This window comes from Streptomyces sp. NPDC096339, from assembly GCF_044762985.1.
Classification (GTDB): Bacteria; Actinomycetota; Actinomycetes; order Streptomycetales; family Streptomycetaceae; genus Streptomyces.
Genome location: NZ_JBIWFI010000007.1, coordinates 135,413 through 157,556, shown reverse-complemented (window position 1 = coordinate 157,556; position 22,144 = coordinate 135,413). Strand labels below are relative to the sequence as shown.

Sequence of the window (22,144 nt, the reverse complement as noted above, 5' to 3'; positions counted from 1 at the left end):
CCCGCAGCCGCCGACAGGACGGTTGACCCCGCCGCCGACAGGACGGTCCGGACTCCGGCTCGCGCCGCGCGGAGTCCGGTACGCCCTGCCGGGTCAGGCCGCGTTGGTCGCGGGGACGGGGCCGAGGTCGGCTTCGAGGAGCATCTGGGACGCGTGGTCCACGAGGTGGCGGAGTACAGCCGAGGAGGCCTGGTCGCCGCCCAGTTCGTCCAGGATGCGGTGTGCCTCGTCGCGGAATTCGTCGATCTCCGCCCGGTACCGGTCGAGGGCGACGGGCGTCCGCAGGAGGGCAGCGAGTTCCGCCCGGGCCTCGGTCGAGCGGCCCGCGGTGGCGCTCAGGCCCAGGATGTGGTCCCTGGACTCCAGGGGCGCGTCCTCGATGACGGACGCGAGGAGATAGGTCACGGTGCCGTTGAGCAGATCCTCGTCACGGCCGGAGAGGATGTCCTCCTGGTCGTTGAATATCTGCCACAGAATCCCGAATATGTAGCCGAATTCCCGCCAGAGCTCCACCTTCTCCGCAGTAGTTCCGGAAAATATGGCGGCCATGGCCGTGATCATTCCGAAGGGCGCTCCGGACTTGCCGCGGTACGTTTCGACCACCGATGCGCGCGACGCCTTGCCGGCTTCCCCGCGCATGTCGTCTATCTGGCCGTCGACGCCGATGATCCAGCCGTTCAGGATCTCCGTGACCAGTGCGCTGCGCGCCGATTCCGGCAGGTTCTGATCCAGAACGATCTGGATGGGGAGGGAGTTGCCGGTGATGACGGAGGCGAGCAGGGCCTCGTTCTCGGTGAGCTCGCCGCAGATCCGCGCGCCGTTCGCGTCGGCGAGATCGTCGAGGTAGCAGGCCGAAGTCCACCACAGCAGGTGGACGGCGGACAGCGGCATGGCAGGCCGGGGGTCGCCCGTCTCTATGGCGTGCGTGAGCAGGGGCAGCACCGAAAGGGGATGTCTGAGTTTGCGCTGCTCCAGGAGCTTGGCCACTGAGTTCCGGGTGATGTTCGCGATCGGTCCGAGTCGCTCCAGAGCGGTCTCGATCTCCGCATCGATGTCCTGTGCGACTTGCCGGTGCAGGTCCAGGTACGACGTGTAATTCAAGAGATCGGCCTCCGTCGGAAGTAAGACCCGAGGGGAGCGATGCGGTCCCTTCGAGTCGGTTGGTCAGTGACGTGGCTGATTCGATCATTCCGGAGTGAGGGGATCCAGAGCGATTTTCGGCCCGAGTGGCCGGATCTCGATCTTGTAGGCCGGTTGTCGCCGGTGGTGGACCGCCCGGCGCCCGCGCACGGGCGCCGGGCGGGGCCCTAGTAGTAGCCGCGCATCAGGGCCGTCGCCCACTCCGGTTGCCGCACTTCGCCACGCGGCGCGAACTCGACCATGTAGGGCTTGAGATCGAGCACAGGAGTGCCGTCCACCGCGTCGAGTCCCTCCACGTGCACGTCCAGGCCGTCCACCTTCACCAGCCGGCAGCGCGAGAGGCCCAGCCGGTTCGGCCGGTTCTTGCCGCGCTGCGCGAAGATGCCGACCAGCGGCCAGTCCGTGTTGCCGCGCGGGTGGCGGGCGCCCGTCTCGATCTTCTCCACGGGCACCCGGTCGAAGTGGTACACCACCTCGACGTGCGAGAAGTCCTCCAGCCCGTACAGGGCCTCCGGGCCGAACCGGAGGGAGTCCAGGCGGATCACCGCCGTCTCGCGCCCCCAGTCGTCGTCGAGCACCTCCGTACGGCCGCCCACGACCACGCCCACCGGCTCCGACTCCACCATCGTCTCTCCCCTCGTGTCACCGCTCGTACGCGCGCCCGATACCCGCCCCCTGGTCGGGGCTAGGCGGGACGCGCCGCGACGCGATCCAGCGCCGCCAGTAGTCGCGGAAGATCGTGACGCCCCTCGTGGGGGACCGTGAGGACCTCGCTCGGCTCCTCGTCCAGCAGGACGAAAGCGGCGTCCGGGTCTCCGGTGCCTCCCGTGCGGGCCACCAGTGACCAGCCCGGCCCGTCCACGCGCAGCGTCCGGGCCCCCTCGCCGGCGAAGGAGGACCGCACCCGGCCGGGCGGCGGCGGGGTCCGCGTGTACCCCAGGGCCTCGTCCAGCGCCCGCGCGAGCCCGGGGTGCGCGGCAGCGGCCGCCCCGCCGTCCGTCGCCACCCGCTCGCGCCAGTCGGCCCACTCCCGGGCGATCTGGTCCGCGCCCATCCGCCGCTGGACCGGCCCCCAGGCCTCGGCCGACGGCGGCGCCAGCGGCACCCGTCCAGTGCCGTCCGCGCCCTGCTCCGGATCGTGCGGCTCCGGTATCCCCGTCGCGGACACCGAGAGCTCCAGCGGCCAGCCCGCCAGCGAGATCACGATGCTCCGCTCGTCGGGGGACAGGTCGTACTCCATCCCGCAGTCCCAGGAGGCGATGGCCGCGGCCACGAGCGAGACGTCGTCCACGACGACCGTCCAGCGCGCACCCTCCTCGTCCTGGCCCAGCACCAGCCCGTAGCCCTCCCCGGACGCGGCCACCCCCAGCAGGGAGCAGGCCTCGGCGAAGTCGTCGCCCAGGATGCTGGGGAACTGCGCGGGAGTCAGCAGTACGGCGGTCAGCACGTACAGCGAGCCGCCACCCTCGTCGTCGGACACCTGGCCTCCCGGAGCTCTCTCGTCGGCCGCACCTTAACCAGCGGGTAACCCACCCGTCGAGAGCCTGCGGGTGACGATTTCCAAGCCCGCCACCTGCACGTAGAGTTGGCAGCCCGCCACAGAAAGGGATACCCGGTGCAGCGTTACGACCGGCTGAGGGAGATCCTCCGGCTCGATCCCGACAAGGACTTCCTCGCCATCTACCGGCTCACCGCCACGTACGAGTTCCCCTGGGACTTCACCCGTGCCCTGGAGCTCGCCCTCTTCCGGACGTACGCCGTCCCCGCCATCGGCCGCCTGCTGGCCGAGACGGCCGAGTTCACCGACCGCCCGCAGAAGCGTTACGACGACACGTCGTTGCTCCTCGACGCCGTCGTCGAGCACGGTTTCCAGAGCGAGACCGCGCGTACGGCGATCCGCCGCGTCAACCAGATGCACCGCGCCTACGACATCACCAACGAGGACATGCGCTACGTCCTGTGCACTTTCGTGGTGATTCCGGTGCGCTGGATGGACGCCTACGCCTGGCGCCCGATGACCCACCACGAGCGCCGGGCCAGTGCGAACTACTACGCCGAACTCGGGCGACACCTGGGCATCAAGGACATCCCGGGCTCCTACGAGGAGTTCGAGGAGACCCTGAACGCCTACGAGGAGGCCCACTTCGGCTGGGACGAGGGCGGCCGCAAGGTCGCCGACTCCACCATCGGCCTGATGGCCTCCTGGTACCCGGCGCCGCTCGCCCCCGCCGTGCGCGCACTGAGCCTCTCGCTCCTCGACGATCCGCTGCTGGCCGCCTTCCGCTACAAGAGCCCCCGCCCGCAGGTCAAACGGCTGGTCCGGGGCGCCCTGAAGCTGCGCGGCCGCGCCGTCCGGCTGCTGCCCCCGCGCAAGGCCCCCCACTACGCCCGGCAGAACCCGGAGATCAAGGGCTACCCCGACGGCTACGACGTCGGCGAACTCGGCACGTTCCCGGTGCCCGGTGCGAGCGGCTGCCCGGTCCCGCACCCCCGCCGGCCCGCCGGGGCGGAGGCTCAGCCGCCCTCGTGACGTCGTACGGCCACCACCAGGAAGCGGGCGTCCTCGTCGGCGTACGAGGTCACGTCCCAGCCCGAACCGGCCAGCAGCGGGCGCAGGTTGTGCTCGGCCCGCAGGTCGTCCGGGGTGAGTTCGCGGCCGTGGCGCGCGGCGAGCGCCGCCCGCCCGATCGGGTGGAAGAGCGCGAGCCGGCCGCCGGGGCGGACCACCCGGGCCAGTTCGCGCAGGTTCGCCGCCGGTTCCGGCAGGTGAGCGATGAGCCCGGCGGCGAACACCGCGTCGAGCACCCCGTCGCGCAGCGGCAGCCGGGCCACGTCGGCGAGCAGGAGCGTGCCCTCGGCGGCCCGTCCCGCCCGCTGCGCGGCGGCGAGCATCTGCGGGGTGAGGTCCGCGCCCAGTACCGTCCCGGAGGGTCCCACGGCGGCCCGTAGCGCGGTCAGGGCCCGGCCGGTGCCGCAGCCCGCGTCGAGCACGCGGTCCCCGGGCCGCAGTCCGAAATCGGCGACGGCGGCCCGGAACGCGGCGCCGTCCTCCGGGAACTTGGCGTCCCAGCCGGCGGCGCGCGTCCCGAAGAATTCCCGGACGTGCGTGTGGTCTTCGCTCATGCACCCATGATCCCCCACCGGGCGCCCCTGCGGTGCGTGTGCAAGGTGGTACGCGGCGTGATCGGAGATGAACGTATCTCTGTCATATTCCAGCAGTTCCAGCTGCTTTCGAAATGCGCACCTTGTTCGTGGGCTCACCCGGACTAGCGTCCGGTGGCCATGGGACACCTGGACCACGCAGCCTATGGCTGGCTGACACCCGTGCTGTCATACGTGATGGCCTCGATCGGCGCCGCCCTCGGGCTGCGCTGCACCGTCCGTGCGCTCGCCGCGACCGGACCCTCCCGCCGCAACTGGCTCCTCACCGCGGCCTCCGCCATCGGCACCGGCATCTGGACGATGCACTTCGTCGCGATGCTCGGATTCGAAGTCACCGGCACCGAGATCCACTACAACGTGCCGCTCACCATCCTCAGCCTGCTCGTCGCCGTACTCGTCGTCGGCGCCGGGGTGTTCGCCGTCGGCTACGGAAAGGACCGCGGCCGCTCCCTCGTCCTCGGCGGCCTCACCACCGGCCTCGGCGTCGCCAGCATGCACTACCTGGGCATGGCGGCCCTGCGCCTGCACGGACACATCTCGTACAAACCGCTCACCGTCGGCCTCTCCGTAGCCATCGCCGTGATCGCCGCCACCGCCGCCCTGTGGGCCGCCCTCAACATCAAGTCGCCGCTCGCCGTGGCCGGCGCCTCGCTCGTCATGGGCGCCGCGGTCAGCAGCATGCACTACACCGGAATGATGGCCGTCCGCGTCGCCGTCAGCCCCTCGGACACGGCCCTGCCCGGCGCCACGGCCATGCAGTTCATTTTCCCGCTCGCCGTCGGACTCGGCTCCTACCTGTTCATCACCGCCGCCTTCGTCGCCCTGTCCCCGACCGCGGACGAGCGGGCCGCCTCCGCCTCCGCGCAGCACGTCCCGCAACCCGTGCCGGCCGCTCGCTGAGCCACCGGCGCGCACACGCGGCACCCCCCCCGCACACCCGTAAGCCCGTAAGCCCATACGTCCGCACCTGTAGGCACCGCCCCGGAACGAGGAGCCCATGCGCAGACCCCGCAGACATCCGGAAGCAGCGGCGCAGCGCCCGCCCGCGCCCCCGGCCCGCGGCCGCCGGGCCCACGCCGGGCCGCCGGCCGAGGAACCGGAGGCGCAGGAGACCCACCAGCTCCTCCCCGCCGCCGCCCCGCGCGCGGCCGGCTCCCGGCTGCGGCCCGCCACCGTCCGCGCGAAGATCGTCTCCCTGCTGATGGTCCCCGTCGTCTCGCTCCTCGCGCTCTGGGGCTTCGCCACCGTCAGCACCGCCCAGGACATGGCCCGCCTCAGCCTCGCGCACCGGGTCGACACCGAGATACGCACCCCCGTCGCGGCCGCCGTCACCGAACTCCAGGCCGAGCGCCGCGCCGCGGTCCGGCTCCTCGCCGATCCCGCCGCCGATCCGGGCACCGCCCTGGACCAGCAGGTCCGCCGCACCGAGGCCGCCGTCCGGCGGCTGCGCCTCGGGGACCGGCACACCGTCGCCGACTCCGGCGGCTACCGCGCCGACATCACGATCCGCCTGGGTGCGTTCGTGGCCGCCGCCGAGGCACTGGGACCGGCCCGCAAGGACATCATCGCCCGCAGGGCCACCCCCGAGGCGGCCTACGAGACGTACACCGACGTGGTCGACGCAGCCCTCGCCGTGGGGGGCGCGCTGACCGGCGGGCCGGACGCCGAACTCGGCCCCGACGCCCGCGTCCTGCTCGAATTCGCCCGCGCCGGGGAACTGCTCGCCCGCGAGGACGCCCTCCTCGCCGTACCGGGCCCGCGGACCGCCGAAACGCTTCGCCGTCTGACCGGCACCATCGAATCCCGCCGCACCCTCACCGCCGCCGCGGCCGAGGACCTCCCCCAGGAACAGCGGGCCGCCTGGCAGTCCGTCACCAAGAGCGCCGTCTACGCCGACCTCACCGCGGCCGAGGACCGTGCCCTGGCCGCGGGCACCACCCGTGACAGCCGCGCCGTCCCCGCGGGCTGGGAAACCGCCCAGGCGGGCGTCGGCGGCTCGATGAGGGAGATCGAGGAGGCCGCGCACGCCGCCGCCGCGGACCAGGCCGACCCGTTCACCGAGGGCGCGCTCGGGCCCGCCGGAGCCGCCGTTGTCCTGGGCCTGGGCGCCGTCGCGGCCTCGCTCGTCATCTCCGTACGCATCGGCCGCGCCCTGGTCGTGGAACTCGTCTCGCTGCGCAACACCGCACTGGAGATCGCCCGCCGCAAGCTCCCCGAGGCGATGGAACGACTGCGCGCCGGCGAGGAGATCGACGTCGCGGCCGAGACCCCGCCCGGACCACCGGCCGACGACGAGATCACCCAGGTGGGCGAGGCCCTCGCCACCGTCCACCGGGCCGCGCTCAGCGCCGCCGTCGAACGCGCGGAGCTCGCCAGCGGCGTATCCGGGGTCTTCGTCAACCTCGCCCGCCGCAGCCAGGTGCTCGTGCACAAGCAGCTCACCCTGCTCGACTCCATGGAACGCCGCGCCGACGACCCGGGCGAACTGGGCGACCTCTTCCGCCTCGACCACCTCACCACCCGGATGCGGCGCCACGCGGAAAGCCTGATCATCCTGTCGGGCGCGGCCCCGGGCCGGGCCTGGCGGCTGCCGGTCCCCCTCACGAACGTCGTGCGGGCCGCCGTCTCCGAGATCGAGGACTACCCGCGCATCGAGGTCCGCCGGCTCGCCGAGGCCGCCGTCGTCGGCGGCGCCGTCGCCGACCTCACCCATCTGCTCGCCGAACTCATCGAGAACGCCGCCCAGTTCTCCCCTCCCCACACCAAGGTCCAGGTCAGCGGCGAGCCCGTCGGGGCCGGGTACGTCCTGGAGGTCGAGGACCGCGGGCTCGGCATGGGGCGCGAATCCCTGAGCGAGGCCAACCGGCGCATCGAGCAGTCCGAGGCCCTCGACCTCTTCGACAGCGACCGGCTCGGCCTCTTCGTGGTCAGCCGCCTCTCCGCCCGCCACGGTGTGAAGGTGCACCTGCGCACGTCACCGTACGGTGGCACCACCGCCGTGGTCCTCCTGCCGAACTCGATGCTCCAGGGCGCGATCACGGCCGGCGCCCCCGAGCCCGACCCGGAACGCGCCCCGGAGCCCCCGGCCCAGCCCCGGAACCAGCCCCGGAACCACCCTCCCGCCGCGGTCCCGGTCCCACCCCCGGCCCCCCGGCCGAAGGCGGTCGCCGGGCCGGAGCAGCCGCCCGCCATGACCGTCGTACGGGAGGACGGGCGCGGCGTCCCGGCCCACGAGCGGCCCCCCGCGGCGCACCAACCGGCCGTGCCCCCGGCCCCGGTGGCCCCGCTGCGGCCGCGCGCCACCGGGGCGGGGGGCGCCGTCACCCGTACCCAGCCGCCCGCACCCGTACCGGCACAGGCCCCCGCCCCGGCTTCCGTCACGGAACTGCCGCGCCGGGTGCGCCAGGCCAGCCTGGTCCCGCAGCTGCGCGAGGCCGCCCCCAAGGCCCCGGCCGGCGCCCGCCTCCCCGAGGACCCGCCGGGCCGCAGCCCGGAGCAGGCCCGGGACCGGATGGCGGCCTACCGGGCCGGCTGGGTCCGCGGCGTCCAGGACGACTCCCCCCACGCAGGCAGCGAAGGAGAAGTGTGATGATCGAACATCAGCGGATCGGCTTCGACGGCGGCCGCAGGTCCGGCGAACTGGACTGGCTGCTGGACGACCTGGTGGTCCGGGTCCGCGAGGTCCGGCACGCCGTGGTCCTCTCCAACGACGGGCTGGCCGTGGGCGCCTCCAGCGCGCTGAGCCGGGAGGACGCGGAGCACCTGGCCGCCGTCGCGTCCGGCTTCCACAGCCTGGCCAAGGGCGCGGGCCGGCACTTCCACGCCGGGGGCGTGCGCCAGACGATGGTCGAGATGGACGAGGGGTTCCTCTTCGTGGCGGCCGCCGGCGACGGCTCCTGCCTGGCGGTGCTCAGCGGCGCCGGCGCCGACATCGGGCTCATCGCGTACGAGATGGCCCGCCTGGTGAAGCGGGTCGGCGAGCACCTGTACACCCCGCCCCGGTTCGCGGCGCGGCCGCCGGCCGCCGGCTGAGGGCGGCGGTCCGGTACATGAACGGCCAGTGGTACGACGCCGACGCGGGCCCGCTCGTCCGTCCGTACGCCATGACCGGTGGGCGTACGAAGCCGGGACCCCACGGGGTCCGCTTCGACCTGATCGCCCTGGTCGTCATGGACACCGAGGGCGGTGCGGGCACCGACGAGGCCGCCGAGTCGCTGCTCGGCCCCGAACACCGGGCGCTCCTCGGGCTCTGCCGGTCCGAGACGCAGTCGGTGGCGGAACTCGCGGCCGACGCCGACCTGCCCGTGGGCGTGGTCCGGGTGCTCCTGGGGGACCTGCTGGAGGGCGGCCACGTCAAGGTCAGCAGGCCGGTACCGCCCGCGCAACTGCCGGACGAGCGGATTCTGCGTGAAGTCATCGAGGGATTGCGAGCGCTGTGATGGGACAACACGACAACGGGCTGCTCGGAGCGGGCTCGGCCCCGGACGCGGATCCGGGGGAGGACCCCGAACTGGCCGCGCTCGCGCTGAAGATCCTCGTCGCGGGCGGGTTCGGGGTCGGCAAGACCACGCTGGTGGGCGCGGTGAGCGAGATCCGGCCGCTGCGGACGGAGGAACTGCTGAGCGAGGCGGGTGAACTGGTCGACGACACGGGTGGAGTGGACCAGAAGACGACCACGACCGTGGCGATGGACTTCGGCCGGATCACCATCCGCTCCGGGCTGTCCCTGTACCTGTTCGGCACGCCGGGCCAGGACCGGTTCTGGTTCCTGTGGGACGAGCTCTCGCAGGGCGCGCTCGGCGCGGTGGTGCTCGCCGACACGCGGCGGCTGGAGGACTGCTTCCCGGCGGTGGACTACTTCGAGCACCGGCGCATCCCCTTCGTCGTCGCGGTCAACTGCTTCACGGACGCGCGGCGTTACGGGGCGCACGAGGTGTCGCGGGCGCTCGATCTGGACCAGGGGACTCCGGTGGTGCTCTGCGACGCGCGGGACAGGGACTCGGGGAAGGAAGTGCTGATCAGGCTGGTCGAGTACGCCGGGCGGGTGCACACCGCCCGGCTGCTGGACTCGGTGGAGCCGCAGGCCGGTTCGGTGTGAACCGGCCGGGCGGCGGGCCCGCGGGGGAGCGCGGCTCAGTCGGCGATCCCCGCCATGGCGATCACCTTGTCGATGGGGACGCGGACGAGGAACTCGCTCGGGACGGCGTTGCGGCGCCCGAAGTCGGCGGCGAGTTCCTCGCCCATGTACCGGGCGCCGATCCGGGTCGCCCAGGTGAGCATGGCGTCCGGGTCGTCGTCGTACTCGCTGATCTCCGCGCGGCCCTGGAGCACGACGTAGGAGAACGGCGGCCGGTCGTCGTCCACGCAGAGCGCGACGCGGCCGTCACGGACGAGGTTGCGTCCCTTGACGGTGTCCCTGCCCGTGTTGAAGACGAGGCAATCCCCGTCGAGCACGAACCAGATGGGGGCGACGTGCGGACTTCCGTCTTCGCGGACGGTGGAGAGCTTGCCGGTGCGAGTGGAGTGGCTGACGAACGCACGCCATTCCTCTTGAGTCATCTTCTTCGCCATGAGCACATCCTCCTTGCCGGAAAGGCGCTGGTGGGGAAGGCTTGCGGGACGACCATGCGGGGTGGGGCGCGGCCATGTCGGCCGCGTCGACGGGGAGGGGCTGGGAATGGCACTGGACAAGCAGCTCGACTGGCTGTTGGACGACCTGACGCGCAGGGTCCAGCAGGTGCGGCACGCGGTGGTGCTGTCCAACGACGGGCTGGTCACGGGCGCGAGCGCCGGGCTGGCGCGGGAGGACGCGGAACACCTGGCCGCCGTGGCGGCCGGGCTGCAGAGCCTGGCGAAGGGATCCGGACGGCACTTCCGGGCCGGTGAGGTGCGCCAGACGATGGTCGAGTACGACGAGGGGGTCCTCTTCGTGATGGCGGCCGGAGCGGGCAGCTGCCTGTGCGTGCTGAGTGCGGCCGAGTCCGACATCGGTCAAGTCGCCTACGAGATGACGCTGCTGGTCAACCGGGTGGGCGAGCACCTGGGGGTCGCGGAGCGGAGGATCACCGGCGGCTGAGCCGGCTGAGCCGTCCCTCCGAGCCGTCCCGCCGAGTTGTCCACAGGCCCGGCGGAGTGTCGTAGCACTGGGTTACGGTCTTCACACAGGGTAATCACTGCTCGTGGGGGAGATCGTGATGACACAGATGGATACCGTGGCGGCTCGGGACGTACTGGTGGGAAGTGCGCGGGCCGCCGGCGAACTGGGGCTGAGCCGCGCCGAGTTCGCCAGGGCCGTGCAGTTGGGTATCGTGCGCGCCGGGCCGTCGGCGCGCAGCGGTGCGGCGCGTTTCGCGCGGGCCGAGCTGGACCGGGTCAGGTCGGCGGAGTGCCCGCCGGGCACGGCCGGGGCGGAGGCGCTGCGCGAGCGCGTCGAGACCGTGGCCGGAGCGGCGGCAGCGGCGCGGGTGCTGGGCGTCGGCCCCAGCCGGTTCACCAGGCTCGCCCGCTGCGGGCACCTCACCCCGGTCGGCTATCGCATCAACCGCTACCGGGCCGTGGTCTGGCTCTATCTGGCCGCGGAGTTACGGGAGTTCGCGGGCCGGGAGCCGGCCGTGCTGCGCGGGAGCGCACCGCAGGGGGACCGGGAGCTGATGGCGGCCAATGCGGACCTGCGCCCGCGGAAGTGGCGCGGGCGCCACGTGGGACTGCTGCTGAGACGGACGGCCGACCCGTGGGCGCGCGCCGCGGTCCTGGCCGCCGTGCTCCCGCAGGGCGAGCTGCGGGCGGCCGTGCCCGAGCGGGCGGAGCGGCTCGTCCTGGCCGCCCTCGCCCCGCCACCGCCGTACGGGCACCCGCAGGTCCCGGCGGCCGCGGCGGTGGCGTCGCCGCTGCTGAAAGCGGATCAGCCGGAGGAGATCCACTGGTACCGCACCAGCCTGGACTTCGCCCTCACCGGGGCGCGCGGTCAGTCGAACGCGACCGGGGAGAGGGGGCCGACGTAGACCCAGGCCCCCTCCTCGCGGGTGAAGGCGCTGTGCTCGTGCAGTGAGCCGGTGTGCCGGCCCTCGCGGTAGTGGGCGCGGAACTCCACCGAACCCTCCGTCTCGAACATCCCGCCGCGCTCGGTCGCCAGGATCTCCAGCCGCTCCCAGCGCTGCCCGGGATCCAGGTCGAGGTCGGACGGCCGGGTCGTGCTGTGCCAGGAGCGCAGCAGGTAGGCGGTGTCACCGACCGCGAAGGCGCTGAAGCGGGACCGCATCAGCCGCTCGGCGGTGGGGGCCTGCTGCGCCCCGGAGTGGAAGCGGCCGCAGCAGTCCGGGTAGGCGGCGGGCAGCCCGCAGGGGCAGGGGAGGGCCGGGGTGGTCATGGGCGTGCTCAGTTCTTCGGGGAGGGGCTCGGGGCGGGATAGGGGCGGAAGAGGCCTTCCTGGACCACGGAGACCAGCAGCCTGCCCTCCAGGTCGTAGATGCGGCCGCGGGCCAGGCCCCGACCGCCGTGCGCGATGGGCGACTCCTGGTCGTACAGGAACCACTCGTCCGTACGGAACGGCCGGTGGAACCACATGGCGTGGTCCAGGCTCGCCATGTCGAACCCGCGCATGCCCCACAGCGGTTCCACCGGGATGCGCACGGCATCGAGGAGGGTCATGTCACTGGCGTAGGTGAGGGCGCAGGTGTGCACGAGCGGGTCGTCGCCCAGCGGGCCCACGGCGCGCATCCACACCGCGCTGCGGGGATCGGCTCCCTTCAGCTCCTCGGGGGTCCAGCGGAGCCGGTTGACGTACCGGATGTCGAAGGGCTGGCGGCGGGCCATCCGCTCCAGCGCCTCCGGCAGCTCTCCGAGGTGCTCGCGGATCTCGTCCGCGACCTTCGGGAGCGTGTCCGGATGGGGGTAGTGGTGAGGAGGCAGCTGGTGCTCGATGCCGCCCTCCTCCGGGTGATGGAAGGAGGCGGTGAGATTGAAGATCGTCTTGCCCTGTTGGACCGCGGTGACCCGGCGCGTGGTGAAGGACCGCCCGTCGCGCACCCGCTCCACCTGGTACACGATCGGCACCCCGGGGATGCCGGGGCGCAGGAAGTACGAGTGCAGCGAGTGCACGGGCCGGGCGCTTTCGACGGTGCGGCCCGCGGCCACCAGCGCCTGGCCGGCGACCTGCCCGCCGAAGACGCGCTGGAGCGACTCCTGGGGGCTGGCGCCGCGGAAGATGTTGACCTCGATCTGCTCCAGATCGAGCAGGTCGACCAGTCTCTCGGCGGGGTTCGTCATCAGAGGATCTCCACGGTCGTTGGCGGGGACGGCGGGACGCGGGTGGCGGTCAGAGCGCGCCGAGCTCGCCCACCGAGGTGACCCGGATGACGGCCCGGCCCTCCTCGTCGGAAGCCGCGAGGTCGACCTCGGCACTGATGCCCCAGCCATGGTCCCCGTTGGGGTCGGCGAAGGTCTGCCGGACGCGCCACAGGCCGTGCGCCGGGTCCTCCTCGATCTGCAGCAGCTTCGGGCCGCGCGCGTCGGGCCCGGTACCCAGGTCGTCGTACTCGTCCCAGTACCCGTCCATGGCGTCCGCCCAGGCGTCGGCGTCCCATCCGGAGTCCGCGTCCAGCTCGCCCAGCACGTTGACGTGGTCCAGGGCGGCCAGCTCCACCCGGCGGAACATGGCGTTGCGGACCAGGACGCGGAAGGCGCGCGCGTTGGAGGTGACCGGCTTGACCTGGTCGGCCTTCTCCTGGGCCTCCTCCGCCGTCTCCACCTCCGGGTTCGCCAGCTGCTCCCACTCGTCCAGCAGGCTGGAGTCGACCTGGCGGACCAGCTCGCCGAGCCACTCGATCAGGTCCTGCAGGTCCTCGGACTTGAGGTCGTCCGGGATGGTGTGGTCCAGCGCCTTGAACGCACTCGCCAGATAGCGCAGCACGATGCCCTCGGTGCGGGCCAGCTCGTAGTACGAGGTGAACTCGGTGAAGGTCATCGCGCGTTCGTACATGTCGCGGATGATCGACTTCGGGGAGACCGGGTGGTCGCGCACCCACGGGTGGCTCTTGGAGTACACGTCGTAGGCGTGGACCAGCAGCTCTTCGAGGGGCTTGGGATAGGTGACCTCCTGGAGCCGCTCCATCCGCTCCTCGTACTCGATCCCGTCGGCCTTCATCGCGCCCACGGCCATGCCGCGTTCCTTGTTCTGCTGGGCGGCCAGGATCTGGCGCGGGTCGTCCAGCGTGGACTCCACGACCGACACCATGTCCAGGGCGTAGGAGGGCGACTCCTGGTCCAGCAGGTCGAAGGCGGCCAGCGCGAAGGTGGACAGCGGCTGGTTCAGCGCGAAGTCCTGCTGGAGGTCGACGGTCAGCCGGATGGTGCGGCCCTCCGCGTCCGGGGTGTCGAGCTTCTCGACCACACCACCGTCCAGCAGCGAGCGGTAGATCGCGATGGCCCGGCGGATGTGCCGCAGCTGGGCCTTGCGCGGCTCGTGGTTGTCCTCCAGGAGGTGGCGCATCGCCTGGAAGGCGTCGCCCGGGCGGGCGATGACCGACAGGAGCATGATGTTGGTGACCTTGAAGCGCGAGGTCAGCGGCTCCGGGTCGGCCGCGATCAGCTTCTCGAAGGTGGTGTCCGACCAGGCGACGAAGCCCTCCGGGGCCTTCTTGCGGACCACCTTGCGGCGCTTCTTCGGGTCGTCACCCGCCTTCGCGAGGGCCTTCTCGTTCTCGATGACGTGCTCGGGCGCCTGCGCGACCACATAGCCCGCCGTGTCGAAGCCGGCCCGCCCGGCGCGGCCGGCGATCTGGTGGAACTCGCGGGCGCGCAGGGTGCGGACCCGGTTGCCGTCGTACTTGGTGAGAGCGGTGAACAGCACCGTGCGGATCGGGACGTTGACGCCGACACCGAGGGTGTCCGTGCCGCAGATCACCTTCAACAGGCCGGCCTGCGCCAGCTTCTCCACCAGACGCCGGTACTTGGGCAGCATGCCGGCGTGGTGCACGCCGATGCCGTGCCGGACGTAGCGGGAGAGGTTCTGGCCGAACTTCGTGGTGAAGCGGAAGTTTCCGATCAGGTCCTGGATCTTGTCCTTCTCCTCGCGGGTGCACATGTTGATGCTCATGAGCGACTGCGCCCGCTCGACCGCCTGGGCCTGGGTGAAGTGCACGATGTAGACGGGGGCCTGCCGGGTCTCCAGCAGCTCGGTGATCGTGTCGGTGATCGGCGTGGTGACGTACTCGTACGACAGCGGGACGGGCCGGGTCGCGGAGCGGACCACCGAGGTGGGCCGCCCGGTGCGCCGGGTCAACTCCTCCTCGAACCGCTTCACGTCGCCGAGGGTCGCCGACATCAGGACGAACTGCGCCTGCGGCAGCTCCAGCAGCGGGATCTGCCAGGCCCAGCCGCGGTCCGGCTCGGCGTAGAAATGGAACTCGTCCATGACGACCTGGCCGATGTCGGCGTACTTGCCGTCGCGCAGGGCGATGGAGGCCAGCACCTCGGCGGTGCAGCAGATCACCGGGGCGTCCGCGTTCACGGAGGCGTCGCCGGTCAGCATGCCGACGTTCTCGGTGCCGAAGAGCTTGCACAGGTCGAAGAACTTCTCCGACACCAGTGCCTTGATCGGCGCGGTGTAGAAGGTGACCTTGTCCTGGGCCAGGGCCGTGAAGTGCGCGCCGGCGGCGACGAGGCTCTTGCCGGAGCCGGTCGGAGTGGAAAGGATCACGTTCGCCCCGGAGACGACCTCGATCAGCGCCTCCTCCTGAGCCGGGTACAGGGTGATGCCCTGGTCCTCGGCCCACGAGGAGAAAGCCTCGAAGAGGGCGTCGGGGTCGGCGTTCGGCGGGAGCTGATCAATGAGGGTCACACCCCCCATCTTGCCTGGCTTCCCCCCGGATGAGGGAACCGGCGGACGGAATGAAGATCACCGACGGTACGCTGTGCCGTCGATGCGGCCCGAACGAACCAGTCGACAGGGCCCGAACACCACACCACCGGGGCGGGAAACGACCATGATGGGTCCGGCGCACTCACTGTCCGGGGCAGCGGCCTGGCTGGGGGTGGGCGCCGCGACCGCGGCCGCCGGGCACCCGATGCCGTGGCCGGTCCTCGTCGTCGGCGCACTGATCTGCGCCGGCGCGGCCCTCGCCCCGGACCTCGACCACAAGTCGGCGACGATCTCCCGCGCCTTCGGGCCCCTGTCCCGGGGCCTGTGCGAGGTGGTCGACAAGATCTCCTACGCCGTCTACAAGTCCACCCGCTCCAAGAAGGACGCCCGCCGCACCGGCGGCCACCGCACCCTGACGCACACCTGGCTCTGGGCCGTGCTGATAGGCGGCGGCGCCTCCGCCCTCGCCGTCACCGCCGACCGCTGGGGCGTGCTCGCGCTGCTCTTCGTCCACCTCGTCCTGGCGGTCGAAGGCCTGCTGTGGCGCGCCGCCCGGGTGTCCAGCGACGTCCTGGTCTGGCTGCTCGGCGCCACCAGCGCCTGGATCCTGGCCGGGGTCCTCGACCAGCCCGGCAACGGCGCGAACTGGCTGTTCACCGACCCCGGCCAGGAGTACCTCTGGCTCGGCCTGCCGATCGTGCTCGGCGCCCTGGTCCACGACATCGGCGACGCGCTGACCGTCTCCGGCTGCCCGGTCCTGTGGCCCCTCCCGATCGCCGGCAAGCGCTGGTACCCGCTGGGACCGCCGAAGGCGATGCGCTTCCGGGCCGGCAGCTGGGTGGAGCTGAAGGTCCTGATGCCCGTCTTCGTCCTGTTGGGCGGCTTCGGCGGTGCCTCCGCCCTCGGATTCATCTGACCCGGCCCCGGGCGGCCGCCGTCGTGGTGCGGGGCGGCCGCCCGGGGCCGGCGTCAGCAGCTCGTGAGGATGACGAGCTGCCGGGTCGCCCGGGTCATCGCGACGTACCGGTCGACCGCCCCTTCGACGCCCTCGCCGAAGGACTCCGGATCGACGAGGACGACCAGGTCGAACTCGAGGCCCTTCGACAGGCTCGGAGTCAGCGACCGGACGCGGGACGTACCCCGGAACCCGGGAGCACCGATCACGCACGCGATCCCGTCAGCGTTCGCCGCGAGCCAGGTGTCGAGGACCGAATCCAGCTCCGAGACCGGTCCGCGCACGACGGGGACGCCGCTGCGGCGGATGGAGGTCGGCACGTTCGCGTCCGGGAGCACGGCCCGGATGACCGGCTCCGCCTCCGCCATGACCTCCTCCGGCGTCCGGTAGTTGACGCTCAGGGAAGCCCGCTCGATCCGGTCGAAGCCGACCCGCTCCAGCCGCTCCCGCCACGAGTCCGTGAACCCGTGCCTGGCCTGGGCCCGGTCACCGACGATGGTGAAGCTCCGCGACGGGCAGCGCAGCAGCAGCATCTGCCACTCCGCGTCGGTCAGTTCCTGGGCCTCGTCCACCACGATGTGCGCGAACGGGCCGGCGAGCAGGTCCCGGTCGGCGATGGGCAGCGCGGACTCGTCGATCAGGCTGTCCTGCAGGTCCTTGCCGCGCAGCATGGTCACCGCGCCCTCACCGTCGGCGTCGGCTTCGAGGACCCTGTCGATGACGTCGGCCATGCGGGCGCGTTCGGCGGCGGCAGCGGCTTCCCGGCGGCGCCTTCGCTTCGACGCCTCCGGGTCGCCCAGCCGCTGCCGCGCCGCGTCCAGCAGCGGCAGGTCGGACACCGTCCACGCCTGGGGGTCGGCGCGCTGGAGCTTCGCGACCTCGTCGGGGCCCAGCCAGGGAGCACACTTGCGCAGGTAGGCGGGTACGGACCACAGGTCTCCGACGAGGTCGGCCGCCTCCAGCATCGGCCACGCGTTGTTGAGGGCGGTGACCAGCTCCTTGTTCTGCCGCAGCGACCTTCGGAACATCTGGGGCGAGATGTCGTCCTCGTCGTCGTGCTTGTCCAACAGGATCGTGACCAGCTCCTCGAAGATCACGTCACGGGCCTCGTTGTGCGGGGTGCCCGGCTCCGGAGCGTCGAACGCCGCGGCCCAGTCGTCGGCGCTCAGCCAGACGTCCGCCCAGTGGGTCTCGACGGTCATCCCCTTGGCGGGCGGCTCCTCGTAGAGGCCGACGGCCGGCTCGATCGCCCGCACCATGTCCGCGGACGACTTCAGCCGGGTCACCTCCGGGTCCGTCTCGGCAGGGGCCCCGGCCCCCTCGTCGACGAGGTCCCGTACCAGGCAGGTCTGGACGCCCTCCTCGCCGAGACTGGGCAGCACGTCGGCGACGTAGTCCAGGTAGGGCCGGTGCGGACCGACGAACAGCACGCCGCCCCGACGGTGACCGAGGCGGGGGTCGGAGTAGAGGAGGTGGGCGGTGCGGTGCAGTGCCACGACGGTCTTGCCCGTGCCGGGACCGCCGTCGACGACGAGGGCGCCGCGGGATCCCGCCCGGATGATGGCGTCCTGATCGGCCTGGATGGTGCCGAGCACGTCGCGCATCCGGGACGAGCGGTTGGCGCCCAGGCCGGCGATGAAGGCGGACTGGTCGTCGAGCGCGGCGTGCCCCTCGAGCCCGTCGGCGGTGAACACCTCGTCCCAGTAGTCGGTGATCCGGCCGCGGGTCCAGCGGTACCTGCGGCGACTCGCCAGCCCCATCGGGTCGGCGTGGGTCGCGGCGAAGAACGGCTCGGCGGCGGGCGAGCGCCAGTCGAGCAGCAGCCGGCGCCCCGCAGTGTCGGTGAGGCCGAGCCGCCCGATGTACACGGGCTCGGAGCCGTCCGCGCCGACGATGCGCCCGAGGCAGAGGTCCAGGCCGAACCGGCGCAGGGTGCGCAGGCGGCCGGTCAGCCGGTGGATCTCCGTGTCGCGGTCCATCGCCTCCCGGCCGACGCCGCCGGGAGCCCGGCGTGCGGCGTCGAGGCGCTCGGACACCTCGGATATCGACTGCTCCAGGCTCTCGACGATGGCCGCGAAGTGCTGCTCGTCGCCCTCGATCAGCGCCGGGTCGGCCTTGGGGGCGAGGTGATCGGGAAGGTCGAACGCGCTGGTGGCCGAGGTCGGGGCTCGCACTGGGTGGATCTCCCAATTTCCGCAGGATCAGGACTAGGCCGCCGATTCTGCGTCATGATCGGGGCCTTGCCGCAAGCCCCCCACTGCGCTATAAGTTGAGAGTGGCGAGGAGCGGGTATTTCCCGAACTCCCCCTCCCCACCTCCCTCATGACCTGCCCCGCAGCGGTCACCCGTGCCAGGATCGCCACAGCGCCGCGTACGCGCCGCCGGCCGAGACCAGCTCGTCGTGCGAGCCGAGTTCACTGATCCGGCCACCCTCCACCACCGCGATCACGTCCGCATCGTGCGCCGTGTGCAGCCGGTGGGCGATGGCGATGACCGTACGGCCGTCCAGCACCCGGGCCAGCGAGCGTTCCAGGTGCCGTGCCGCTCGGGGATCGAGCAGCGAGGTGGCCTCGTCCAGCACCAGCGTGTGCGGATCCGCCAGCACCAGCCGGGCCAGCGCGACCTGCTGGGCCTGCGCCGGAGTCAGCGCCGTGCCACCCGAGCCGACCTCGGTGTCCAGACCGGCCTCCAGGGCCCGCGCCCACCCGTCGGCGTCCACCGCGCCCAGCGCCGCCCACAGCTCGGCGTCCCCGGCACCCGTCCGCGCGAGGCGGAGGTTGTCGCGCAGCGAGCCGACGAACACGTGGTGCTCCTGGTTGACCAGTGCCACGTGCTCGCGCACCCGCTCCGCGGGCATCCCCGCCAGCCGCGCCCCGCCGAGCGTGACCTCGCCGGTCCGCGGCGCGTAGATGCCCGCCAGCAGCCGGCCCAGCGTGGACTTGCCCGCGCCCGAGGGCCCGACCAGCGCCATCCGGGTGCCCGGCGGCACGGCCATCGACACCTGGTGCAGGACGTCCACGCCCTCCCGGTAGCCGAAGCGGACCGCGTCCGCCCGGACGGCGCGCCCCTCCGGGGACACGCCGGGGTCCCCCGCGTCCGGCTCGATCTCCCGCACGCCCACCAGCCGGCCCAGCGACACCTGCGCGACCTGGAGTTCGTCGTACCAGCGCAGGATCAGACCGATCGGGTCGACCATCATCTGCGCCAGCAGCGCCCCCGTGGTCAACTGCCCCACCGACATCCAGCCCCGCAGCACGCTGTAGCCGCCGATCATCAGCACCGAGCCGAGGATCGTCACGTACGTGACGTTGACGACGGGGAACAGGACCGTCCGCAGGAACAGCGTGTACCGCTCCCACGCGACCCACTGGGAGATCCGCCGCTCCGACCGTGCGATCCGCGCGGGCCCGAGGCGGTGCGCCTCGACCGTACGCCCGGCGTCCACGGTCTCCGTCAGAGCCGCCGCCACCGCCGCGTACCCGGCCGCCTCGGAACGGTACGCCGAAGGAGCCCGCCTGAAGTACCAGCGGCAGCCGATCACCAGCACCGGCAGCGCCACGAGCGCGGCCAGGGCCAGCGGCGGCGCGGTCACCGCGAGCGCCCCGAACAGCAGCGACACCCACACCACGCCGATGGCCAGCTGCGGTACGGCCTCCCGCATCGCGTTGGCCAGCCGGTCGATGTCGGTGGTGATCCGCGACAGCAGGTCACCGGTACCGGCCCGCTCCAGCACGCCCGGCGGCAGCCCCACCGACCGCACCAGGAAGTCCTCGCGCAGATCGGCCAGCATCTCCTCGCCGAGCATCGCCCCGCGCAGCCGGACCAGCCGGACGAAGAACGTCTGGACGCCGAGCGCCAGCGCGAACAGCAGCGCCACGCGCCCCAGATGGAGCTCGCGCGCCCCCGCCGCGAGGTCGTCCACGACCCGGCCCAACAGGTACGGGCCGACCATGGAGGCGAGCACCGCGACCGCGTTGACGCCCACCAGCGCCAGGAAGGCGCCCCGGTGGCGCCGGAACAGGCCGCGCACATAGCCCCGTACGGTCGCCGGCGTGCCCACGGGCAGGGTCGCGGCCGTCTCGGGGGCCGCCGGATCGTACTCCGGCGGCGCCACGCCGATCATGCTGATTCCTCGATTTCCTTGAGTGCTTCTTCCAGATCCGGCAGTGGGAGCCCGGCGAGCCGCTGCTCCTCCTCGGTCTCGCGCGTGACGACCGCCCGGTAGCGCGGTTCGACGGCCAGCAGCCCGCGATGGCTGCCGACCGCCGCCACCGTCCCTCCGTCGATCAGGACCACCCGGTCGGCGCGGTCCAGCAGGAGCGGTGAGGACGCCAGTACCACCGTGGTCCGCCCGCCCCGCAGGGCGGCGACCCCGTCGGCGATCCGTGCCTCGGTGTGCGAGTCGACCGCCGAGGTCGGCTCGTCGAGCACCAGCACCTCCGGGTCGGTCACCAGCGACCGGGCCAGCGCGAGGCGCTGGCGCTGCCCACCGGACAGCGACCGGCCGCGCTCGGTGATCCGCGCGTCCATCGGGTCCCGGGTCCCGTCCGGTGCCGATTGCAGCAGTGCGTCCAGCACGTCCGTGCACTGGGCGGCGGCCAGCGCTTCGTCGGAGCCCACCGCACCGGAGGCCGGTACGTCGAACAGCTCCCGCAGCGTCCCGGACAGCAGCACCGGATCCTTGTCCTGGACGAGGACCAGCCGGCGCGCGTCGTCCAGCGCGAGTTCGTCCAGCGCGACCCCGCCCAGGAGCACCGAGGGCCCGGCGGTCGTGCCGTCGGCCGCCTGCCCCGCGTGGCCGCCGAGACGCTCCGCGAGCCGGCCCGCCAGGTCCGGGTCCCCGCACACCACGGCGGTGAAGCAGCCCGCGGGGGCCAGCAGCCCGGTCCGCGGGTCGTACAGGTCCCCACCCGGAGCCGGCGGCTGCGGGGTCCCCCCGGCGCCCGGGGCGGGCTCGGCGGAGTCGCTCCGGGTCAGCGAGAGCACCCGGGCGGCCCGCTTGGCGGAGGGACGCGAGAAGGAGTACGCCATGGCGATCTCCTCGAAGTGCCGCAACGGATACAGCATCGTCGCCACCGCGCTGAACGCCGCGACGAGTTCACCGACCGCGATACGGCCGTCCAGGACCAGCGTGGAGCCGTACCAGACCACCGTGATCAGCAGCGCCCCCGGCAGGAGCACCTGGATCGCGGAGATCAGCGCCCACATCCGGGCACTGCGCACGGCGGCCTTGCGGACCTCCTGCGAGGCCTCGCGGTAACGGCCGAGGAACAGCTCCTCACCGCCGATGCCGCGCAGGACCCGCAGACCGGCGACCGTGTCGGAGGCCAACTCGGTGGCCTTGCCCGCCTTCTCCCGCTGGACGTCGGCGCGTTGGGTCGCGCGCGGCAACAACGGGAGCGCGGCCAGGGCGACCAGGGGAACGCCCACCGCGACGACCACACCGAGTTCGGGTGCGTAGAACAGCAGGCCGACACAGACGAGGACGATGGAGAACACGGCCGCGAGGAAACGGGACACCGCCTCGACGAACCAGCCGATCTTCTCCACGTCACCGGTGGAGACCGCGACGACCTCGCCCGCCGCGACCCGCCGGGTCAGCGCGGAGCCGAGCTCGGCGGTCTTCCGCGCGAGCAGCTGCTGCACGCGGGCGGCGGCGGTGATCCAGTTGGTGACGGCCGTGCGGTGGAGCATGGCGTCGCCCAGCGCGATGGCGATGCCGATCAGGACGAGGAGCCCGCCCACGAGCAACAGCCGGTCCGCGTCGCGCTCCACGACGGCGTCGACGCCCAGACCCACCGCGTACGGCAGTCCGGCGACGCCCGAGAAGTGCAGCATTCCCCAGGCCAGGCTCTTGAACTGGCCGCCCAGCTGACCGCGGCCCAGCCACAGCAGGAAACGGGGGCCGGAGCGAGCATCGGGTACCCCGGGATCCGGATACGGAAGATCGCTGATCTGCATGACGCCCCACGGCTGGTCGAAGGTTCGAAGCCGTGCAAGGTTCGCCCTCCGGATCCGCGCCGGGCAAT

20 protein-coding genes are annotated in these 22,144 nt (G+C 72.4%); 9 read left to right on the top strand and 11 right to left on the bottom strand.

Translation table 11 applies throughout. From position 1 onward, the window contains the following. Positions 1-93 precede the first annotated feature (93 nt). From ACIQ5Y_RS13175 to ACIQ5Y_RS13165, 3 genes are all read right to left on the bottom strand, one after another. Positions 94-1,101 (bottom strand): polyprenyl synthetase family protein, encoded by a 1,008-nt coding sequence (locus tag ACIQ5Y_RS13175; protein WP_403879115.1) that lies wholly within the window; start codon positions 1,099-1,101, stop codon positions 94-96. Positions 1,102-1,307: 206 nt separating this feature from the next. After that, on the bottom strand, positions 1,308-1,766 hold the full coding sequence (locus ACIQ5Y_RS13170) for an SAM-dependent methyltransferase (RefSeq protein WP_403879114.1): 459 nt from the start codon (positions 1,764-1,766) through the stop codon (positions 1,308-1,310). Positions 1,767-1,825: 59 nt separating this feature from the next. Continuing rightward, positions 1,826-2,620 (bottom strand): hypothetical protein, encoded by a 795-nt coding sequence (locus ACIQ5Y_RS13165; protein WP_403879112.1) that lies wholly within the window; start codon positions 2,618-2,620, stop codon positions 1,826-1,828. 135 nt (positions 2,621-2,755) lie between these two features. On the opposite strand from ACIQ5Y_RS13165, the gene ACIQ5Y_RS13160 reads away from it, so the two are divergent. Beyond that, entirely contained in the window at positions 2,756-3,670 is a 915-nt protein-coding gene (locus ACIQ5Y_RS13160; RefSeq protein ID WP_403879110.1) for an oxygenase MpaB family protein, read from the top strand. Here ACIQ5Y_RS13160 and ACIQ5Y_RS13155 read toward each other — a convergent pair. Continuing rightward, on the bottom strand, positions 3,655-4,263 hold the full coding sequence (locus tag ACIQ5Y_RS13155) for a class I SAM-dependent methyltransferase (protein ID WP_403879108.1): 609 nt from the start codon (positions 4,261-4,263) through the stop codon (positions 3,655-3,657). The two genes, ACIQ5Y_RS13160 and ACIQ5Y_RS13155, sit on opposite strands and share 16 nt — an antisense overlap. Before the next feature lie 159 nt (positions 4,264-4,422). Between ACIQ5Y_RS13155 and ACIQ5Y_RS13150 the strand changes: the two genes are divergently transcribed. From ACIQ5Y_RS13150 to ACIQ5Y_RS13130, 5 genes are all read left to right on the top strand, one after another. Next, positions 4,423-5,202, top strand: a complete 780-nt coding sequence (locus ACIQ5Y_RS13150) for an MHYT domain-containing protein (protein WP_403879106.1) — start codon at positions 4,423-4,425, stop codon at positions 5,200-5,202. Positions 5,203-5,299: 97 nt separating this feature from the next. Beyond that, positions 5,300-7,891, top strand: coding sequence for a nitrate- and nitrite sensing domain-containing protein (locus tag ACIQ5Y_RS13145; protein ID WP_403879104.1), 2,592 nt, complete (start codon positions 5,300-5,302; stop codon positions 7,889-7,891). Beyond that, a complete protein-coding gene (locus ACIQ5Y_RS13140; protein WP_385357344.1) occupies positions 7,891-8,334 on the top strand; it encodes a roadblock/LC7 domain-containing protein in 444 nt (147 codons plus the stop codon). The genes ACIQ5Y_RS13145 and ACIQ5Y_RS13140 overlap by 1 nt, the downstream gene beginning before the upstream one ends. A gap of 17 nt (positions 8,335-8,351) precedes the next feature. Next, positions 8,352-8,741 (top strand): DUF742 domain-containing protein, encoded by a 390-nt coding sequence (locus ACIQ5Y_RS13135; RefSeq protein ID WP_403879102.1) that lies wholly within the window; start codon positions 8,352-8,354, stop codon positions 8,739-8,741. After that, positions 8,741-9,400: a GTP-binding protein gene (locus ACIQ5Y_RS13130; protein ID WP_403879100.1), complete on the top strand. Its 660-nt coding sequence runs from the start codon at positions 8,741-8,743 to the stop codon at positions 9,398-9,400. The genes ACIQ5Y_RS13135 and ACIQ5Y_RS13130 overlap by 1 nt, the downstream gene beginning before the upstream one ends. 35 nt (positions 9,401-9,435) lie before the next feature. Here the strand turns inward: ACIQ5Y_RS13130 and ACIQ5Y_RS13125 are convergent, their stop codons facing one another. Next, on the bottom strand, positions 9,436-9,873 hold the full coding sequence (locus tag ACIQ5Y_RS13125; RefSeq protein WP_403879098.1) for a PPOX class F420-dependent oxidoreductase: 438 nt from the start codon (positions 9,871-9,873) through the stop codon (positions 9,436-9,438). Positions 9,874-9,979: 106 nt separating this feature from the next. Between ACIQ5Y_RS13125 and ACIQ5Y_RS13120 the strand changes: the two genes are divergently transcribed. Both ACIQ5Y_RS13120 and ACIQ5Y_RS13115 read left to right on the top strand, forming a co-directional pair. Continuing rightward, on the top strand, positions 9,980-10,378 hold the full coding sequence (locus ACIQ5Y_RS13120; protein WP_031141767.1) for a roadblock/LC7 domain-containing protein: 399 nt from the start codon (positions 9,980-9,982) through the stop codon (positions 10,376-10,378). A 118-nt stretch (positions 10,379-10,496) separates the two neighbouring features. Further along, positions 10,497-11,303: a DUF6397 family protein gene (locus ACIQ5Y_RS13115; protein ID WP_403879096.1), complete on the top strand. Its 807-nt coding sequence runs from the start codon at positions 10,497-10,499 to the stop codon at positions 11,301-11,303. Here the strand turns inward: ACIQ5Y_RS13115 and ACIQ5Y_RS13110 are convergent. The 3 genes from ACIQ5Y_RS13110 to ACIQ5Y_RS13100 are packed head-to-tail and all read right to left on the bottom strand — an operon-like array spanning position 11,267 to position 15,139. Further along, positions 11,267-11,668 (bottom strand): YchJ family protein, encoded by a 402-nt coding sequence (locus ACIQ5Y_RS13110; protein WP_403879095.1) that lies wholly within the window; start codon positions 11,666-11,668, stop codon positions 11,267-11,269. The genes ACIQ5Y_RS13115 and ACIQ5Y_RS13110 overlap by 37 nt on opposite strands. Before the next feature lie 8 nt (positions 11,669-11,676). Then, positions 11,677-12,567, bottom strand: a complete 891-nt coding sequence (locus tag ACIQ5Y_RS13105) for an acyl-CoA thioesterase (protein WP_403879093.1) — start codon at positions 12,565-12,567, stop codon at positions 11,677-11,679. Between the two features lie 49 nt (positions 12,568-12,616). Then, entirely contained in the window at positions 12,617-15,139 is a 2,523-nt protein-coding gene (locus ACIQ5Y_RS13100; RefSeq protein WP_403879091.1) for a DEAD/DEAH box helicase, read from the bottom strand. A gap of 145 nt (positions 15,140-15,284) precedes the next feature. Here ACIQ5Y_RS13100 and ACIQ5Y_RS13095 point away from each other — a divergent pair, with 145 nt between their 5' ends. Continuing rightward, on the top strand, positions 15,285-16,076 hold the full coding sequence (locus ACIQ5Y_RS13095; RefSeq protein WP_403879089.1) for a metal-dependent hydrolase: 792 nt from the start codon (positions 15,285-15,287) through the stop codon (positions 16,074-16,076). Between the two features lie 53 nt (positions 16,077-16,129). Here ACIQ5Y_RS13095 and helR read toward each other — a convergent pair whose 3' ends face one another. The 3 genes from helR to ACIQ5Y_RS13080 form a co-directional block, all read right to left on the bottom strand. Beyond that, positions 16,130-18,289 (bottom strand): RNA polymerase recycling motor ATPase HelR, encoded by a 2,160-nt coding sequence (gene helR / locus ACIQ5Y_RS13090; protein ID WP_403879087.1) that lies wholly within the window; start codon positions 18,287-18,289, stop codon positions 16,130-16,132. A gap of 167 nt (positions 18,290-18,456) precedes the next feature. Next, positions 18,457-20,238: an ABC transporter ATP-binding protein gene (locus tag ACIQ5Y_RS13085; RefSeq protein ID WP_403879085.1), complete on the bottom strand. Its 1,782-nt coding sequence runs from the start codon at positions 20,236-20,238 to the stop codon at positions 18,457-18,459. Next, positions 20,235-22,076, bottom strand: coding sequence for an ABC transporter transmembrane domain-containing protein (locus ACIQ5Y_RS13080; protein WP_403879083.1), 1,842 nt, complete (start codon positions 22,074-22,076; stop codon positions 20,235-20,237). The genes ACIQ5Y_RS13085 and ACIQ5Y_RS13080 overlap by 4 nt, the downstream gene beginning before the upstream one ends. Positions 22,077-22,144: the final 68 nt, after the last annotated feature.

What these genes read in the sequence shown, in the direction of transcription:
- ACIQ5Y_RS13170 (WP_403879114.1), bottom strand. Translation starts at nt 1,766, where the DNA reads ATGGTGGAGTCGGAGCCGGTGGGCGTGGTCGTGGGCGGCCGTACGGAG.
- ACIQ5Y_RS13155 (WP_403879108.1), bottom strand. Translation starts at nt 4,263, where the DNA reads ATGAGCGAAGACCACACGCACGTCCGGGAATTCTTCGGGACGCGCGCC.
- ACIQ5Y_RS13150 (WP_403879106.1), top strand. Translation starts at nt 4,423, where the DNA reads ATGGGACACCTGGACCACGCAGCCTATGGCTGGCTGACACCCGTGCTG.
- ACIQ5Y_RS13145 (WP_403879104.1), top strand. Translation starts at nt 5,300, where the DNA reads ATGCGCAGACCCCGCAGACATCCGGAAGCAGCGGCGCAGCGCCCGCCC.
- ACIQ5Y_RS13140 (WP_385357344.1), top strand. Translation starts at nt 7,891, where the DNA reads ATGATCGAACATCAGCGGATCGGCTTCGACGGCGGCCGCAGGTCCGGC.
- ACIQ5Y_RS13135 (WP_403879102.1), top strand. Translation starts at nt 8,352, where the DNA reads ATGAACGGCCAGTGGTACGACGCCGACGCGGGCCCGCTCGTCCGTCCG.
- ACIQ5Y_RS13130 (WP_403879100.1), top strand. Translation starts at nt 8,741, where the DNA reads ATGGGACAACACGACAACGGGCTGCTCGGAGCGGGCTCGGCCCCGGAC.
- ACIQ5Y_RS13125 (WP_403879098.1), bottom strand. Translation starts at nt 9,873, where the DNA reads ATGGCGAAGAAGATGACTCAAGAGGAATGGCGTGCGTTCGTCAGCCAC.
- ACIQ5Y_RS13120 (WP_031141767.1), top strand. Translation starts at nt 9,980, where the DNA reads ATGGCACTGGACAAGCAGCTCGACTGGCTGTTGGACGACCTGACGCGC.
- ACIQ5Y_RS13115 (WP_403879096.1), top strand. Translation starts at nt 10,497, where the DNA reads ATGACACAGATGGATACCGTGGCGGCTCGGGACGTACTGGTGGGAAGT.
- ACIQ5Y_RS13110 (WP_403879095.1), bottom strand. Translation starts at nt 11,668, where the DNA reads ATGACCACCCCGGCCCTCCCCTGCCCCTGCGGGCTGCCCGCCGCCTAC.
- ACIQ5Y_RS13105 (WP_403879093.1), bottom strand. Translation starts at nt 12,567, where the DNA reads ATGACGAACCCCGCCGAGAGACTGGTCGACCTGCTCGATCTGGAGCAG.
- ACIQ5Y_RS13095 (WP_403879089.1), top strand. Translation starts at nt 15,285, where the DNA reads ATGATGGGTCCGGCGCACTCACTGTCCGGGGCAGCGGCCTGGCTGGGG.
- ACIQ5Y_RS13085 (WP_403879085.1), bottom strand. Translation starts at nt 20,238, where the DNA reads ATGATCGGCGTGGCGCCGCCGGAGTACGATCCGGCGGCCCCCGAGACG.
- ACIQ5Y_RS13080 (WP_403879083.1), bottom strand. Translation starts at nt 22,076, where the DNA reads ATGCAGATCAGCGATCTTCCGTATCCGGATCCCGGGGTACCCGATGCT.